General features: G+C 71.9%; 11 protein-coding genes. 3 read left to right on the top strand and 8 right to left on the bottom strand.

The annotated features are described in order from the left end of the window. Positions 1-11 precede the first annotated feature (11 nt). Positions 12-749 (top strand): SSI family serine proteinase inhibitor, encoded by a 738-nt coding sequence (locus AB0D67_RS15870; RefSeq protein ID WP_362934967.1) that lies wholly within the window; start codon positions 12-14, stop codon positions 747-749. Positions 750-1,032: 283 nt separating this feature from the next. Here AB0D67_RS15870 and AB0D67_RS15875 read toward each other — a convergent pair whose 3' ends face one another. Next, positions 1,033-2,154 (bottom strand): serine protease, encoded by a 1,122-nt coding sequence (locus AB0D67_RS15875; RefSeq protein WP_362934970.1) that lies wholly within the window; start codon positions 2,152-2,154, stop codon positions 1,033-1,035. Between the two features lie 497 nt (positions 2,155-2,651). On the opposite strand from AB0D67_RS15875, the gene AB0D67_RS15880 reads away from it, so the two are divergent. Beyond that, positions 2,652-3,584 (top strand): hypothetical protein, encoded by a 933-nt coding sequence (locus AB0D67_RS15880; RefSeq protein WP_362934973.1) that lies wholly within the window; start codon positions 2,652-2,654, stop codon positions 3,582-3,584. Between the two features lie 192 nt (positions 3,585-3,776). Further along, positions 3,777-4,739 (top strand): zinc-binding dehydrogenase, encoded by a 963-nt coding sequence (locus AB0D67_RS15885; RefSeq protein WP_362934976.1) that lies wholly within the window; start codon positions 3,777-3,779, stop codon positions 4,737-4,739. Positions 4,740-4,868: 129 nt separating this feature from the next. Here the strand turns inward: AB0D67_RS15885 and AB0D67_RS15890 are convergent, their stop codons facing one another. The 7 genes from AB0D67_RS15890 to AB0D67_RS15920 form a co-directional block, all read right to left on the bottom strand. Further along, complete coding sequence (locus tag AB0D67_RS15890; RefSeq protein ID WP_362934980.1) at positions 4,869-5,672, bottom strand: helix-turn-helix transcriptional regulator; 804 nt, start codon at positions 5,670-5,672, stop codon at positions 4,869-4,871. After that, complete coding sequence (locus AB0D67_RS15895) at positions 5,669-6,466, bottom strand: DUF4097 family beta strand repeat-containing protein (protein ID WP_362934983.1); 798 nt, start codon at positions 6,464-6,466, stop codon at positions 5,669-5,671. The genes AB0D67_RS15890 and AB0D67_RS15895 overlap by 4 nt, the downstream gene beginning before the upstream one ends. Before the next feature lie 294 nt (positions 6,467-6,760). Continuing rightward, positions 6,761-6,937, bottom strand: a complete 177-nt coding sequence (locus AB0D67_RS15900) for a DUF6104 family protein (protein WP_362934986.1) — start codon at positions 6,935-6,937, stop codon at positions 6,761-6,763. Positions 6,938-7,123: 186 nt separating this feature from the next. Then, the gene (locus AB0D67_RS15905) at positions 7,124-10,813 is read right to left on the bottom strand and encodes a multifunctional oxoglutarate decarboxylase/oxoglutarate dehydrogenase thiamine pyrophosphate-binding subunit/dihydrolipoyllysine-residue succinyltransferase subunit (protein WP_362934989.1); all 3,690 of its coding nucleotides are present in this window, start codon (positions 10,811-10,813) and stop codon (positions 7,124-7,126) included. Positions 10,814-11,040: 227 nt separating this feature from the next. Continuing rightward, the gene (locus AB0D67_RS15910) at positions 11,041-11,715 is read right to left on the bottom strand and encodes a phenylalanine--tRNA ligase beta subunit-related protein (protein ID WP_362934992.1); all 675 of its coding nucleotides are present in this window, start codon (positions 11,713-11,715) and stop codon (positions 11,041-11,043) included. Between the two features lie 110 nt (positions 11,716-11,825). Continuing rightward, a complete protein-coding gene (locus AB0D67_RS15915; protein ID WP_362934995.1) occupies positions 11,826-14,363 on the bottom strand; it encodes a glycoside hydrolase family 9 protein in 2,538 nt (845 codons plus the stop codon). Positions 14,364-14,712: 349 nt separating this feature from the next. Beyond that, complete coding sequence (locus AB0D67_RS15920) at positions 14,713-15,606, bottom strand: glutathione S-transferase C-terminal domain-containing protein (protein WP_362934998.1); 894 nt, start codon at positions 15,604-15,606, stop codon at positions 14,713-14,715. Between the last annotated feature and the right edge of the window lie 35 nt (positions 15,607-15,641).

Consider the following 15,641-nt stretch of genomic DNA (forward strand, 5'->3'; position numbering starts at 1 on the left):
CGGGGGATTCCATGTCACGTCTCCACTGCCTGGCAGCCGCCGGTCTCGTCCTGATCTCCAGCACCGCCCTCACCACCGCCGCGGCGACCGCCGCCACCGCCGCGTCCGGAACCCGGGAGACCGGGATCGCGAGGACGCCCGGAGCCTCCTCGCTGAAACCCGTACCACCGCGGGTCCAGCGGATGCGGAACCGCAACGCCGCGCCGCCCCGGCGCAGGCGTCCCTGGAAGACCATCCGGATCGAACCGGCCGCACCACCCCGCGCCACCGACCAGCAGCGGCCCGCCGACCAGCAGCGTCCGTCCGCGACCGGCCAGCGGCCCCCCTCGGCCCGGCAGCGGCCGCCCGCGGCTCCCGTGGCGCAGCAGGGGCCCGCCGTCTCCCCGCAGTCCATGGCCGATCCGCGCAGGCCGGCGCCCCTGATGTCGCCGGAGAACATGCGGGTGCTCGTGCTGACCGTCACACCGGGGGAGCAGTTCTCGGCCTCCGCGGCGCGGTCCGCTCTGCTCGTCTGCGACCCGCCGCGCGGCTCGCACCCGCAGGGGGCCAGGGCGTGCGCGGAGCTCAGCATGGTCAACGGCGAGTTCACCGCGCTCCGGCCGCAGCCGGGGGTGGCGTGCACGATGCAGTACGACCCGGTCACCGTGACCGCGAGCGGCATCTGGGACGGCCGCAGCATCAGGTACCAGCACACCTTCGGCAACTCCTGCGTGATGCGGGCCAGCACCGGCTCGGTCTTCGCCTTCTAGGAGACGTCCGGACCCGAACCGAGGTGATCCGGATCCCGGAGAAGGGGATCCGGTTCCCATGAGTGCCTCGCGGCGCCCCGCGCCGTGAGGCGCCGATGCCCGAGGGCGTCGTGAACCCCCGGTGCCGCAGCGCACCGCAAGCCCCGGGTGAGGGCCGCGGAATCCCGAAACCGCGGGCCCCCGGACCACGAAGGGGCCCGGTCTCCACGGAGACCGGGCCCCTCGTCACGGCGGGCGGCCGAATGGCCTTGCGGCCGCCCGGCGGGGGTTTCGCGCCACCCCGTCAACCGGTCCAGCGGTTGGCCGCGGTCCTGTAGACCTTGTAGGTGTCGGTGTCGAAGTACGGCGAGGAGATCCTGTCGTAGCGGTCGTTCTTGTCGGTGTCCCACGCGACGCTGTTGACGCCGTTGATGTAGCCGGTCCGCGTGGAGTTCTTGTACTTCAGCAGCCAGGGACCGCCGCTGGCGCCCGCGGTGAAGGCGCACCTGAAGCCGACGTGCTCCTGGATGTTGTACTGCGGGGCCGCGGGCATGGCGGCCGCGGTGCCGTAGCACCACTTCATGGTGCGCCCGCTGAAGGGCTTGTCGCCGTTGGGGTGCAGGCCGGCCGGGTAGCCGAAGGAGAAGATGTCGTTCTTCACCTTCTGGTTCCAGGCGAAGCCCTGGCCGCCGACGTTGTCACCGAGCCGGCCGACGTTCTTGATGGCCGGCTTCCACTTCCCGTCGGTGCCCTTCTCCCAGTCGACCTTGTAGCCGGAGCTGACGTTGACGAACGCGTAGTCGAAGTCGTAGTCCTCCTTGACCACGAAGTCGTCGTGCGCGTTGAACCACTTGGCGGCGTAGATGCCGTACGGGTTCTTGCCGTTCCACGCCTGGTCCCCGTCCCAGTAGGAGGGGATGAAGACCCAGTTGTCGTAGAACTTGTTGCTCTTCACGTCGTAGACGCAGTGCGCCGAGGTGGCGACCAGGTTGCGGTACCTGCCCTGGATCGAGCTGCCGGAGCAGTACTTCCAGCTCTTGGGGTCCGCCGGGTTGGAGCCGGGCAGGGTGAAGAAGACCCGGCCGACGGTGTTGGGCAGGTTGACGCTCCTGCTCCTGGTGGACCTGCCGCCCTCCTGCCCGATCGGCGGGACCGATCCGGCCTTGCCGTCGGGCTGCCCGGCGGCCTTGGACGCCGTACCGCCCCTGACGCTCAGGTCGAGGTCGCGGGAGGCGTCGGTGGCCCGGCGCATCCGCTCCGGTGACCAGAAGGAGGTGGCCTCGACGGGGGTCTCCGAAGCGGAGGAACTCACCACGTCACTGGGGGGCGACGCGCTCGCCTGCGCGCCGGAGGTGGCGCCGATCACGCCGGTGACCATGAGGGCACCGGTGAGGGGGATCGCGAGGCGCCGTGCTCGGGGATTCAATGGAGCTCCTTTCGTTCTCGGCGAGGGTCGGGACTTCCGCTCGCCAGGAAAACGCTCGGAACGCTACTGAATTGATCAAGGCTTCGGCGATGAAATGACGCGAAAAAGTCTGAAATGGTTCCACGTGATGCGAAGGCGTTATGTGAATAGCGATTGGTTATGATTTGCCGAAAAGGTATATCCCCTGGTGGGGGTGCCTGTAAGGATCGCGCGGAATGGTCTGAAGCACCATCGTCACCACTGGCGGGAATTCGTTTCCCCGGTAACCGGGGGCACGTGAGTCGATTGGGGCGACGCGGTGCGGAACGCATGGGAAGGGGCGCGGTGCAAGGCGTGGGCGGCGCGGTGGTTCGGTTCAGATGCGGACGGGGCGGCGGTGCGAAGGCGGCGCGGAATGGAAAGACGCCGACCTGTGACCGCCCCGACGAGGGCGCCGAGACCTCCGTGACTCGATGATGGGACGCGGAGTGCACCACCCGTACGAAGGCGGCAGCGGCATGGCCGGCGAGCGAGACGACATCATCGAGACGGGACGGCCCGAGGGCGCCCGGCGGCGGACCGGGGCCGGGGCCGGGATCGCCGTACTGCTCGTGCTCGCGGCCGTGACGGTCTCCGGCCTGCTGTCCGGCCCCGAGCCCGGAGAGGTCCCGCCGTCCCCGCCGTCCAGGCCGTCCCCGTCGTCGGCGGCGCCCACCGGAGGGGCCTCCCCGGCCTTGTCCGACGATCCGGCGCCCAACGTGCTGCGTCCGCGGGCCCGGCACCGGGACGGCAGGGAGATCCTGGATCTCGTCTTCCCCGACGGCACCGCGGCCGAGCTGAGCTACCCGGCCGGGCTGGGCCTGGCGGAGCTGGGCGTACGGCCCGCGTACGGCGGATGGCCCGACGGGCGTCCCGGCCTGTTCCGGCTGCTCGTCGCCCCGTCCGGCGGGCCGGAACGGGACGGCTCGCCGATCCGGTCGATGGCGGAACGGGTCACCCTGTGGCCCCCGGTGAGCCCCGCCGAAGGCGACGTGCTGCTGTTCGACTTCGCCCCCTGGTACGTCGCGCTGCACGACTCCAAAGAGGGAATGGCCTTCGAGGACCGGCTCCTGTGGGCCCGTGGCCTGCGCGGCAGGACGACCGGGAACGGCTACCTGGTGCTGACGGCCGGGCCTCCGCTGCGGCTGGCCCGGCCCGGGGAGCTGTTCGGGGAGGAACCCGCGGGGCCGCAGCTGTGGTTCGGGGGCGCCAGGGAGACGCTGGTGGTGATGGCGCCGATGCCGGGTTGCGACGCCGGAAGGATCCGGATGGCGATGATCGGGGAGCGGCGCCGCTTCTCCGCCGAGACCTGCCGCGACGGGGTGTACGTCGCCGCCTCCGGCGAGCGCGGGCACGTCGAGCGGGTGATCGACGGCGTCCGGTTCCGGCCCGGCCGCACCCCGGTCCCGTGAGGAGCCGTCCGGCGCAGGCGACGCGGGCCGGTCGGCGGGTCCGGGTCGCCGCGTCCCGGTCTCGCCTGCCGGGTCGGACGACCCGCGTGTCCCGAAGGGTCTGCCGGGTCGGGCGGCCCGCATGTGCCGAAGGACCCGCCGGGCGGGCGGGGGTGCCGCGGGAGGCGCGGGCCGGAGGCGTAGGGTGCGGCCATGTTCGCCGTAACCGCCACACAGACCGACCCCGACAACCCCCTCGCCGGACTGACGCTCGGTGAGCGACCCGAACCCGAGGTCCCCGACGGCTGGACCACCGTCACGGTCCGGGCCGCCGCGCTCAACCATCACGACCTGTGGACGCTGCGGGGCGTGGGCATCCGCCAGGAGCGGCTGCCGATCATCCTGGGCTGCGACGCGGCCGGAGTCGACGAGGACGGCAACGAGGTCATCGTCCACGCGGTGATCGGGAACGGCCCCGACGAGACGCTCGACCCGAAGCGGTCCCTGCTGTCGGAGACGTACGACGGGACGTTCGCCGAGCGGGTGGCCGTGCCGCGGCGCAACCTGGTTCCCAAGCCCGCCGCGCTCGGGTTCGAGGAGGCGGCCTGCCTGCCGACCGCGTGGCTGACCGCCTACCGGATGCTGTTCGACAAGGCCGGTCTGGAGCCCGGCTCCACCGTGCTCGTCCAGGGCGCGGGCGGCGGCGTGGCGACCGCGCTGATCGCGCTGGGCCGCGCGGGCGGCTACCGGGTCTGGGCCACCAGCCGCTCGGAGGAGAAGCGGTCCCGCGCCCTCGACCTGGGCGCCGATCAGGTCTTCGAGAGCGGGGCCCGGCTGCCCGAGCGGGTGGACGCGGTGATGGAGACCGTCGGCCAGGCGACCTGGGACCACTCGCTGAAGTCGCTGCGGCCCGGCGGGCGGATCGTGGTCTCCGGCGCGACCAGCGGAGCGGTGCCGCCGGCCGACCTGAACCGGGTGTTCTTCCTCCAGCTCTCCGTGGTCGGCTCGACCATGGGCACCCGTGACCAGCTCGCCCGGCTCGCCCGGTTCCTGGAGCAGACCGGCGTCCGCCCGCCGATCGACCGGACGCTCCCGCTGACCGACGCCGCCGAGGGGTTCGCGGCCATGGAGAAGGGCGACCTCTTCGGGAAGGTCGTCTTCACCGCGGGAGGCTGAACCGGACAGGGTACGGCCGGCCACCGGGCGGGCCGTACCGAGCGGGACCGGCGGCGCGGCCGTCGCCCGCCGGCGCCGCCCCGGCACGTTCCGGACCCCGCGGGCCGTACCCGCGGGTCGATGCGCGGCTCAGCGCAGGGCGTCGCGGATGCGGCGGGCGGCGTCGTAGAGCGCGTCCTGCGCGGTGGCCAGGGTCTCCTCGGTCACCCGGCGGCCGGCCGCGTCGGCACGGACCTCCTCGGCGAACTCGGCCAGCATCTGCCCGAGCCGGGGGTCACCCGACGGGCCCTGCCCGGGGAAGCCCTCGGCCCAGAGGCGCTTCCACTCCTGCTTCCATTCCTGCTTCAGCTCGCCGGCGTGCCGCTGCCACTCCTGCTTCTGGCGCTGCCATTCGGTCTTCTGACGCTGCCACTCCTGTTTCTGGCGCTGCCACTCGGCCTTCTGCTCCCGCCACGCCTCGCGCTGGTTGCGCTGGTCGTCCGGGTGGTCGCGGTGGTCCCGGCGGCCCTCGCCCTGCTGTCCGGCGCCCTGCTGTCCGGCGCCCTGGCGCATGTCGCGTGCCATCTGGGTGAGCTCCTCGCGCAGCGAGCGGACCGTGTCTCGCACGTCCTCCTTGACCTCGCGGGCGATGTCGCGGACGGAGTCGGAGATCTCCTGCTCCAGGTCGGCGAGCTCGTCCATCCGGGCGTCCAGCTCCTCGCGGCCCCGGTCGGTGATCGTGAAGATCTTCTTGCCGTTCACCACCTCGTGGGTGACCAGGCCCTCCTCCTCCAGCCGGGCCAGGCGCGGATAGATCGTGCCGGGGGAGGGGGAGTACACGCCGAGGAAGCGGTCCTGCAGCAGCCGGATCACCTCGTAGCCGTGGCGGGGGCTCTCCTGGAGCAGTTTCAGCAGGTAAAGCCGGAGCCGTCCGTGACCGAAGACCGGGCTCATGCGCGTTCTCCCTTCAGAAGCGTGACGTCCGCGGTGACGGTGGCCGCCGACAGGGACGCCATGCCGCCGCCGAGCCTGCCGCCGAGCGTCCTGATCCCGGGCTGGCCGGACTCGGCGAGCCCGGCGAAGGCGCTGGCCAGCCTGCCGGAGGTGGAGCGGATCGTGACGTCGGCCTCGACGTCGTGCGGCAGGCGGAGCACGATGTCGCCGGAGACGCTGTGCAGCGTCACGTGGCCGGTCGGCGGGAGCTCCAGGTCGGCGGTGATCCGGCCGGAGACGGTGTTGGCGCGCAGCCGGCGGGGCGTGCCCTTGGCCACGGTCAGCTCACCCGAGACGCTCTTGACCGACAGGTCGCCCGCCAGGCCGCGGCTCTCGACGGAGCCGGAGACGGTGTCCGCGTGGGTCTCGCCGCTCACGCCGTCGAGCACGATCTCCCCGGAGACGCTCCTGACCGTGGTGCGGTTCTCGAAGCCGGTGACGACCGCGGAGGCGGAGACCACTCCCACGGCGATCGGGCACTCCCGGGGTACGGTCAACGTCAGCGTGGCCTCCCGGCGCCCGGACCGCAGCCAGCTCAGCAGGCCGTCCCAGGTGAGGTCGCCGTAGGCGACGGTGAGGGTGCCGTCGTCGTCGTGGGTGACGATCAACGGAGGGCTGTCGATGCCGGTGACGTCCAGGGTGGCGGGGCCGTCGCTGGCCAGTACCGCCAGTCTGCCCGCGACGATCCGGACGTTGAGCCCGCTGACCGCGTCGAAGGTGAGCTGTCCGGGTTTGTCGATGGTCCACTGCCGCATGTCGGTGACCTCCTTGAGAACACGATATGTCGCGTCGCCGACGGAGGTCAAGATATATCGCGTCGAAACCGGTCATTTCCGTCGTCGGTGCCCGGCAGGTCCATCATCCACCGAACCCGCCCGCCCCTCCGCCGGAAGCGTGCTCACCGCCGTTCCGGCCGGGAACCGTCCGCCGGAAGCCGTGCTCACCGCCCATCCCGGGAACCCGTCCGCCGGAAGCTGTGCTCACCGCCCACCCCGGGGAAAGGCCGCCGGAGGCGCGTTCGCCGCCCGTCCGGATCGCGGCCGGCCGGGTCAGTCGTCCTCGTCGTCCAGCCGGGCGAGCCAGGTGGCCAGCCGCTCCACCGGGGTCTCGAACTCCGGGTTCAGGTCGACGAACTCGCGCAGCCGGTCGGCCAGCCAGGCGAGGCTGACCTCCTCCTCGCCACGGCGGGCGGCGAGCTCCTCGATGCCGCGATCGGTGAAGTACATCGTTCTCCTCGAAGGTGGAAAGGGGCGGTAACGGGGAAGTCCCCCGCACGGAGCATGCGGGGGACTTCCGGGAAGCGGTGCCCGGTTCCGGCCCCGCCTCCTCCGGGAATCCGGCGGGAGACGGGGCCGGCCGGGTTCGCGGCCTGAGCCGGGACGGCCGGGCTGCGACCTGGGCCGGGACGGCGATCAGCCGAAGACCTGCGCCAGGATCTGCTGCAGCTCCCGCTCGTGCGCCGAGTGCGAGCCGGTCGCCGGGGAGGAGTTGGCCCTGCGGGAGACCCGCCGGATCGGACGCCCGCCGAACACGTCGGGCTTCTCCGCCATCTTCAGCGTCAGGAACGGCCACGGCCCCATGTTGAGCGGCTCGTCCTGCGCCCAGACCAGCTCGACGCCGTCGCCGTAGCGCGCCAGCTCCGTCGCGAGCGGGTTCGTCGGGAACGGGTAGAGCCGCTCCAGGCGGACGATCGCCACGTCGTTGCGGCCCTGCGCGTCGCGCGCCGCGGCCAGGTCGTAGTAGATCTTGCCGGAGCAGAGCACGACCTTGCGGACGTCGCCCGGGTTCACCGTGGCGTCGCCCAGCACCGGCCGGAACGCCCCCGAGGTGAAGTCGGAGACCGATGAGACCGCCGCCTTGTGCCGCAGCAGCGACTTGGGCGTGAACACCACCAGCGGGCGGTGCCGGTTCGACTTCGCCTGCCAGCGCAGCAGGTGGAAGTAGTTGGCCGGCAGGGTCGGCTGGGCCACGGTCATGTTGTCGTAGGCGCACATCTGCAGGAAGCGCTCGATGCGGGCCGACGAGTGGTCGGGGCCCTGGCCCTCGTAGCCGTGCGGCAGCAGCAGGGTCACGCCGGAGCGCTGGCCCCACTTCTGCTCGCCGGCGGTGATGTACTCGTCGATGACGGACTGCGCGCCGTCGACGAAGTCACCGAACTGGGCCTCCCAGCAGACCAGCGCGTCGGGACGCTCCACGCTGTAGCCGTACTCGAAGCCGAGGGCGGCGTACTCGCTGAGCAGCGAGTCGTAGACGTAGAACTTCGTCGTGCCCTGGTTGAACGTCTTGAGCGGGGTGTGCTCCTCGCCGGTGAGGCGGTCGACCAGCACGGCGTGCCGCTGGGTGAAGGTGCCGCGCCGGGAGTCCTGGCCGACCAGGCGGACCGGGTGGCCGTCGATCAGCAGCGAGCCGAAGGCCAGGGTCTCGCCCGTGCCCCAGTCGACGCGGTCCTCGGCGACCATCTGGCCGCGGCGCTGCAGCACCGGCTGCAGACGCGGGTGGACGGTGAAGCCCTCGGGGAGGTTGAGCTGGGTGTCGACGATCCGCTTGACGGTCTCCTCGGAGACGGCCGTCTGGACGTCGTCGTGGGACCACTCGATGCTGCCGTCGACGTCGACCGGGCGGGTGAACTCGCCGGTCGCCTCCTTGTCGACCTCGCGGGTCTCGGCGAAGGCGTTCTCCAGCTTGGCCTGGTAGTCGCGGAGCGCGCCCTCGGCCTCCTCCACCGTGATGTCGCCCCGGCCGATCAGCGCCTCGGTGTAGAGCTTGCGGATGGAGCGCTTGGCGTCGATCAGGTCGTACATCAGCGGCTGGGTGAAGCTCGGGTTGTCGGTCTCGTTGTGACCGCGCCGCCGGTAGCAGATCAGGTCGATGACGACGTCCTTGCGGAACGCCTGGCGGTACTCGAACGCCAGCCGCCCGACCCGGACCACGGCCTCGGGGTCGTCGCCGTTGACGTGGAAGATCGGCGCCTGGACCATCCGGGCGACGTCGGTGGCGTAGACCGACGACCGGGACGAGGCCGGGGAGGTGGTGAAACCGACCTGGTTGTTGACCACGATGTGCACGGTGCCGCCGGTGCGGTAACCGCGCAGCTGCGACAGGTTCAGCGTCTCGGCCACCACGCCCTGGCCGGCGAAGGCCGCGTCGCCGTGGACCAGCACCGGAAGGACGGTGAAGCCCTCCTCGCCGCGCTCCAGGAGGTCCTGCTTGGCGCGGACCACGCCCTCCAGGACCGGGTCGACCGTCTCCAGATGGGAGGGGTTGGCCACGACCGAGGTCTTGAGCTTGGAGCCGTCGGCGGAGACGAAGTCGCCGCGGGCGCCCAGGTGGTACTTCACGTCGCCGGAGCCGTGGGCGCTGCGCGGGTCGATGTTGCCCTCGAACTCGCCGAAGATCTGGCCGTAGGACTTGCCCACGATGTTGGCCAGGACGTTCAGGCGGCCGCGGTGGGCCATGCCGACGACGGCCTCGTCGAGCTTGTCGTCGGCGGCGGCGCTCAGCACCGAGTCGAGCAGCGGGATCAGCGACTCGCCGCCCTCCAGCGAGAACCGCTTCTGGCCGACGTACTTGGTCTGCAGGAACGTCTCGAACGCCTCGGCGGTGTTCAGGCGCTCCAGGATGCGCAGCTGCTCGTCCCGGTCGGGCTTGGCGTGCGGGCGCTCCACCCGCGCCTGGATCCAGGCCCGCTCCTCGGGGTTCTGGATGTGCATGTACTCCACGCCGATGGTGCGGCAGTAGGAGTCGCGCAGCACGCCGAGGATCTCGCGCAGCCGCATCAGCGGGCGGCCGCCGAAGCCGCCGGTGGCGAACTCGCGCTCGAGGTCCCACAGGGTCAGCCCGTGCGACTTGATGTCGAGGTCGGGGTGCTTGCGCTGCTTGTACTCCAGCGGGTCGGTGTCGGCCATGAGGTGGCCGCGGACCCGGAAGGCGTGGATCAGCTCGATGACCCGGGCGGACTTGGCCACGTCGTCGTCGTGGGTGGCCGAGATGTCCTGGACCCAGCGGACCGGCTCGTAGGGGATGCGCAGGGCCTCGAAGATCTCGTCGTAGAAGCCCTCCTCACCCAGGAGCAGGCGGTGGATCTGGCGCAGGAAGTCGCCCGACTGGGCGCCCTGGATGATCCGGTGGTCGTAGGTGCTGGTGAGCGTCATGACCTTGCTCACCGCGAGCCGGGAGAGCGTCTCGGGGGAGGCGCCCTGGTACTCGGCGGGGTACTCCATCGCGCCGACGCCGATGATCGTGCCCTGGCCCGGCATCAGGCGCGGCACCGAGTGGACGGTGCCGATCGTGCCGGGGTTGGTCAGGGAGATCGTGGTGCCCGCGAAGTCCTCGACGGCGAGCTTGCCGCCCCGGGCCTTGCGGACGATCTCCTCGTAGGCGACCCAGAACTGGCGGAAGTCCATGTTCTCGGCGCCCTTGATGGACGGCACGAGGAGCTGGCGGGTGTCGCCCTTCTGGATGTCGATCGCCAGGCCGAGGTTGACGTGCTCGTGCTTGACCAGCACCGGCTTGCCGTCGACCTCGGTGTAGGAGAAGTTCATCTCCGGCAGGGCCGCGAGGGCCTTGACGACCGCGAAGCCGATCAGGTGTGTGAACGACACCTTGCCGCCGCGACCGCGCGACAGGTGGTTGTTGATCACGATGCGGTTGTCGATGAGCAGCTTCGCCGGGACCGCGCGGACGCTGGTCGCCGTGGGCACGTGGAGGCTGGCCTCCATGTTGGACGCCGTACGGGCGGCGGCCCCCCTGAGTCGGACTTCCTCGGCGCCGGCGGCGGGCACGCTCGTCTCCTGCTTGGTCTTGGCCGCCGGGGTGGTCGTGGCGGCCGCTGGGGCCGCCGCCTTCGGCGCGGGGGCTGCCGGTGCGGGGGCCGGGGTCGCCGGGGCCGCAGCCGGGGTGGGGGTGGCGGGCGCGGCGGCGGCCGTGCCCGGGGGCGCGGCACGACCGGCCCCGGAGTCAGGGGTGTAGTCGGCGAAGAAGTTCCACCAGGCCCGGTCGACGGACTCGGGATCCTGGAGGTACTTCTGATACAGCTCGTCGACCAGCCATTCGTTCTGACCAAAGGCTGCCAGCGGGTTTGTCCGCGACGACTCAGACGACACGGCGGAAATCGCCCTCTTCCGCAGATCGGCGTTGATGATGTTGATGATGGAGAACCGGTCCAAGGCTACTCGCCCGGACCCGGACCTGCGCCATTCCGGCGGCACCTCGCCGCCCGACCTTCCCAGGGTAGTCGAAAACGGTCACGCCCGAGGGCTCTGTCCGGGAGATGCGATCCTCGTCACTCGTCGTCGGCCGGTCCGGGCCGCCTGCCGCCCGCCGGACCGGATCATTCGCCATCGGCCGGGCCGACGATCCTCGTCCCGACGCGCGCGCCGGGGCTGACGGCCCGCAGGAGCCCGGCCAGCTCGTCGCCGGCGGCGGTCAGCTCCCCGATCGTCATGGGTTCGAGCCGCTCCAGCAGGAACAGCGCGTCGGTCGTCTCCTCGGTGATCCGGGTCCGCACGCACTGACGCCAGTTCCAGCGGCGGCAGGTGACGCCGCGGTCGTCGCGCCAGACCACCTCGCCGATCTCGGGGTGGTCGACGGCCGGCTCGCCCCGGTCGGTCGTCTCGAACGGCTCGTCGCCTTCGGCCCGGACCAGCCTGGCCGCCCCCTCGTAGCGGCCGAGGTCCTCGCCGCCGATCGGCAGGCCGTACCGGACGCTGACCGCGTTGTAGGCGTCGACCGCGAGGTTGACCTCCGGCAGCGGCATCCGCCGGACCAGCGCGTCCACCGACGGCCGGGTCCGCTGCGGTTTGGCCCCGAAGGCGCGGTAGGCCTCCCGCCACGCCTCGATCCTCGGGTCTCCGGCCGGTACGGCGTCGCGGGCGGCCTCGGCCAGCCAGTCCCGCGACCGGTCGTCGGTCGGGCCGTTGCGCAGGCCGTACACGCCCATGACCAGGACCGCGAAGTCGGGCCGCAGGGAGGTGACGGAGGGGTCCACCCGGATGTCGTCGATCACGGGCCCAGTTTAGGCGGGACGGCGGGGACGGTCCGCGGACGTGGAACCGGCCCCTCCGCGGCGGGTGCGCCGCCGGGGAGGGGCCGGGGATCGGGGAGGGCGAGGGACGCTCAGCGGCAGGGGGAGCCGTTGAGGAGGAACCGCTCGGGGGCCGGGTCGGCGCCCGGGGCGGACTTCCCGTTGAACCCGAAGGTGACCGACCCGCCGGGGGCGATCTTCTTGTTCCAGCTCAGGTTCCGCGCGGTGACCGCCGCGCCCTTCTGGTCGACCTCGGCGCTCCAGGCACCGGTGATCTTCCGGCCGCCGACGAAGGACCACTTCAGCGTCCAGCCGTCGATCGCCTTCGTGCCGGTGTTGCGGAGGGTGACCTGGGTGGTGAAGCCGTCGGGCCAGGCACCGTGCCGGGTGTAGGAGACCTCGCAGGAGGCCGCGGGGGCGTCGTCGGCGACGAAGGCCGCCACCCAGGCCAGCGGGGCGTTCCAGTTGATGGTCAGCTCGTTGGTCGACCACGACTCGATGTCGTCGATGTAGCAGAACTGCGGGGCGCAGCCGCGCAGTTTGGCCTGGGCGGTCGGGTCCTGCAGGCCGGAGTTGGGGCCGCCGGCCAGGGTGCCGCGCGGCGGGTTGGGCAGGGACGGGTCGAGCTGGTGGGAGTACCAGCGGCTGTGCTGGTTGTGCGAGGCGACCTCGCCGTAGCCGGTGACGTACGACTGGTTGAGCGCGTTGCGGCCGAGGATGTAGTCCATCGTCTCGACCGCTCCGTCGCGGTACTTCGCCTCGCCGCTCAGGTCGTGGGCGACGGCCAGCACGACCGCGTTGTTCAGCACCTGGCTGTTGGAGCCCCACTCGAAGCTCGCCGGGCCGTACGGCATGCCGTACGGCTGCGCCTTCTGGATGGCGAGGTACTTGTCCGCGCCGGCCAGGACCGACGCCCGTACGGCGTCGCGGCCCGGCAGGGCGTTCGGCACGGAGGCCAGGTCGAGGCGGCCGAGCTGGGCGACGCTGCCCCAGTTGAAGCCCTCGGGGTTGAAGATGTCGGCCTTGTGCAGCGGGGAGGCGAGGACGTGGTCGGCGAACTCCTTCTCGCCGGTGGTGATGTACAGCTCGGCCGCCGCCCAGTAGAACTCGTCGGTCACGGTGGCGTCCTCGTAGGCGCCGCCGCCCACGCCGTCGGAGGCGCTGGCGTAGAGGGCGGGCTCGGCCTTGGCCGCGGCCCACGCCTTGCGGGCGGCCTTGAGGTTGCGCTCGGCGAACGCGGCGTCGTACGGCGCGAACAGCCGGGCGGCCTGCGCGGCGGTGGCGGCCAGGTTGAGGGTGGCGGCGGTGGACGGCGGGTGCAGCTCGCGCTTCTGCGGGTCGAGATGCGGCAGCAGCGGCAGGCCGGTCCAGTTGGCGTCGTGGATCTTGTGGTGGGCCATCCCGGCGTGCGGCTCGCCGTCCGGGACCTGCATGCTGAGCAGGAACTCCTGCTCCCAGCGGGCCTCGTCGAGGATGTCGGGCACCCCGTTGCCGCTCTCGGGGATGTTCAGCTGCCCGTCGGAGAAGACGCCCGTCGCCGCGGCCCGCTCGAAGGCCGACATGACCTGGTGGACCGAGATGCCGCCGTTGACGACGTACTTGCCGTGGTCTCCGGCGTCGTACCAGCCGCCCCTGACGTCGAGCGTGTAGTCGCAGACGCCCGGCTGGCAGGGCACCTTCACGTCGCCCTGGTTCGGCGCGACGCCCAGGTGGCCGGCGGGCCTGCCGTACCCGGGGCGGAGGTCGTCGCGGATCTCGATGCCGCTGCGCTGGGGGTAGAAGAACTTCAGCGCGTCGTCCCGCATCCGGTCGTAGAGGTCGCGGCCGATGTCGAAGGGGCGGCTGGTCTCGCCGTCGGCCTCCAGCGTGTAGCCGGTCCCGGCGGCTTCGACGGAGCCGAAGTCGATCGAGTGGACGTTCTGGCCGGAGGTGGCGTCGGTTCCGCGCGGGGCGGTCTCGCCGGTCGCGACGACCTCGTCGCCCTTCCTCAGCCGCCAGGTCACCGGCTCGGTCCGCTCGGTGACCAGGGTGGCGTTCTTCGGCCCCGAGGGGAGGTAGCCGACCATGTTCACCCGGACCCGCGGGCCGGTGTCGGGCTTGTACACGTCGGGCTCGGCGCCGCCCTTGAGGGACACGTTGTCCAGGCAGAAGCGCCAGGGCGTGGCGCCGCCGCCGAGCTGGAAGACCACCTGGCCCTTGGGCTGGTCGACGGGGGAGGTGAAGGTGTAGGCGTAGTCGTTGCCCGACACGCTCAGCTCGGGGCTGACCGACAGGTAGGCGGTGTAGGGGTCGGAGGGCATCTGGACGATGGCCTTGGCGACGTGCCCGGGGTCGGCGGCGGCGAAGAAGGAGAACGCGTAGGTCTCGTCCTTGACCAGCGGGATGTCGTTGATCCCGACGATGACGTCCCAGGGGTTGACGGTGCCGCCGGGGACGTCGGCGCAGAGCCGGCCGCCGTCGACCTCCAGGGCGGTGTTGCCGGTGCTCCACCAGGGGGCCGAACCGGTGTCGAAGGTGCCGTTGGGGATCTGCTCCGGGCCCTCCTCGGCGGCGGCGGTGGCGGGCGTCGCGGAGAAGGTCATCGCGGCGGCGGCCACGGCGAGGGCGAGCCAGGCGGGGGGTCTGATCACGTGGTGTCCTTCGGGGGCGCGCGGTCAGCGGGTGCTCTGGGAACCGGGGACGACCCGGGGAGGGTCGTGGGAGCGTTCCCACGGATGGGACGCCCGATGGTTCCAGCGTGTTTCCCAGGGAGTCAACGGCCTGGCCCCCGGCGCGCCCGCTGACCGGCCCGGCGGGCGGCGCGCCCGGTGAAACTTTCATGGAGCGGCCGGTCGGCCGGGCGGGGGCCGATCGGCCGGGCCCGGCGCTCGGGGTCTGTCGGTCATGGCCCGGTCGCCGGGTCCGGTGACCGGAGTCCGGTGATCGGGGCCGGCGGTCAGGGGCCGCCGGCGTCGCGGCGGGTGCGTGCCGGCGCGACGGTCAGGGGGCCGTCCAGTCGATCTCTGGGCCCAGAGGGACGATCCCGGTGGGGTTGATGTTCCGCTGCGTCACGAAGTAGTGCCGCTTGATGTGGTCGAAGTCGGTCGTGTCGCGGAAGGCCGGGATCGCGTACAGACGGCGGGCGTAGGCCCACAGCGCCGGATGGTCGGTCAGCCGCCGCACCGAGCACTTGAAGTGCGAGTGGTAGACCGCGTCGAACCGGGCGAGCGTCGGGTAGAGCCGTACGTCGCTCTCGGTGAGGGCGTCGCCGTGCAGGTAGGGGCGGTCGGCGAGCCGCTCCTCCAGCGTGCCGAGCGTGGCGAACACGTCGGTGACCGCCTCCTCGTACGCCTCCTGCGAGGTGGCGAACCCGGCGCGGTAGACGCCGTTGTTGAGGCCGTGGAAGATCTGCTCGTTCAGCGCGTCGATCTCCGCGCGGAGCGCGGCCGGGTACAGGCCGGGGGCGCCCTCGGCGTGCCAGGGCGCGAAGGCCGTCTCCAGCGTCAGCGTGATCTGCGGGTAGTCGTTGGTGACCAGGACCCCGGCCTTGGCGTCCCAGACGCAGGGCACGGTGTAGCGGCCCTCGAAGCCGGGATCGGTCGCGAGGTAGAGCTCGGAGAGGAACTCCGCGCCGCTGACGGGGTCGCCGCCGGGGATCCGCCAGCCCCGCTCGTCGCGGATCGGGTCGACGATCGTCACGCCGACGACCTCCTGGAGGCCGAGCAGCTCGCGCACGATGAGCGAGCGGTGCGCCCACGGGCAGGCGTAGGAGGCGTAGAGCTGATAGCGGCCGGCCTCGGGCGGGTGCTCGCCGCCCTCCTCGATCCGCGTGGTGAACCGGTTCGGCTGCCGGACGAAGCGCCCGGTGTCGGAGGTCTCGCGTGCCAGGTCCATGCTCCCGACCGTACGGCACCGCAGTAGAACATGGT

It is taken from the genome of Streptosporangium sp. NPDC048047 (genome assembly GCF_040653115.1).
Lineage (GTDB): Bacteria > Actinomycetota > Actinomycetes > Streptosporangiales > Streptosporangiaceae > Streptosporangium.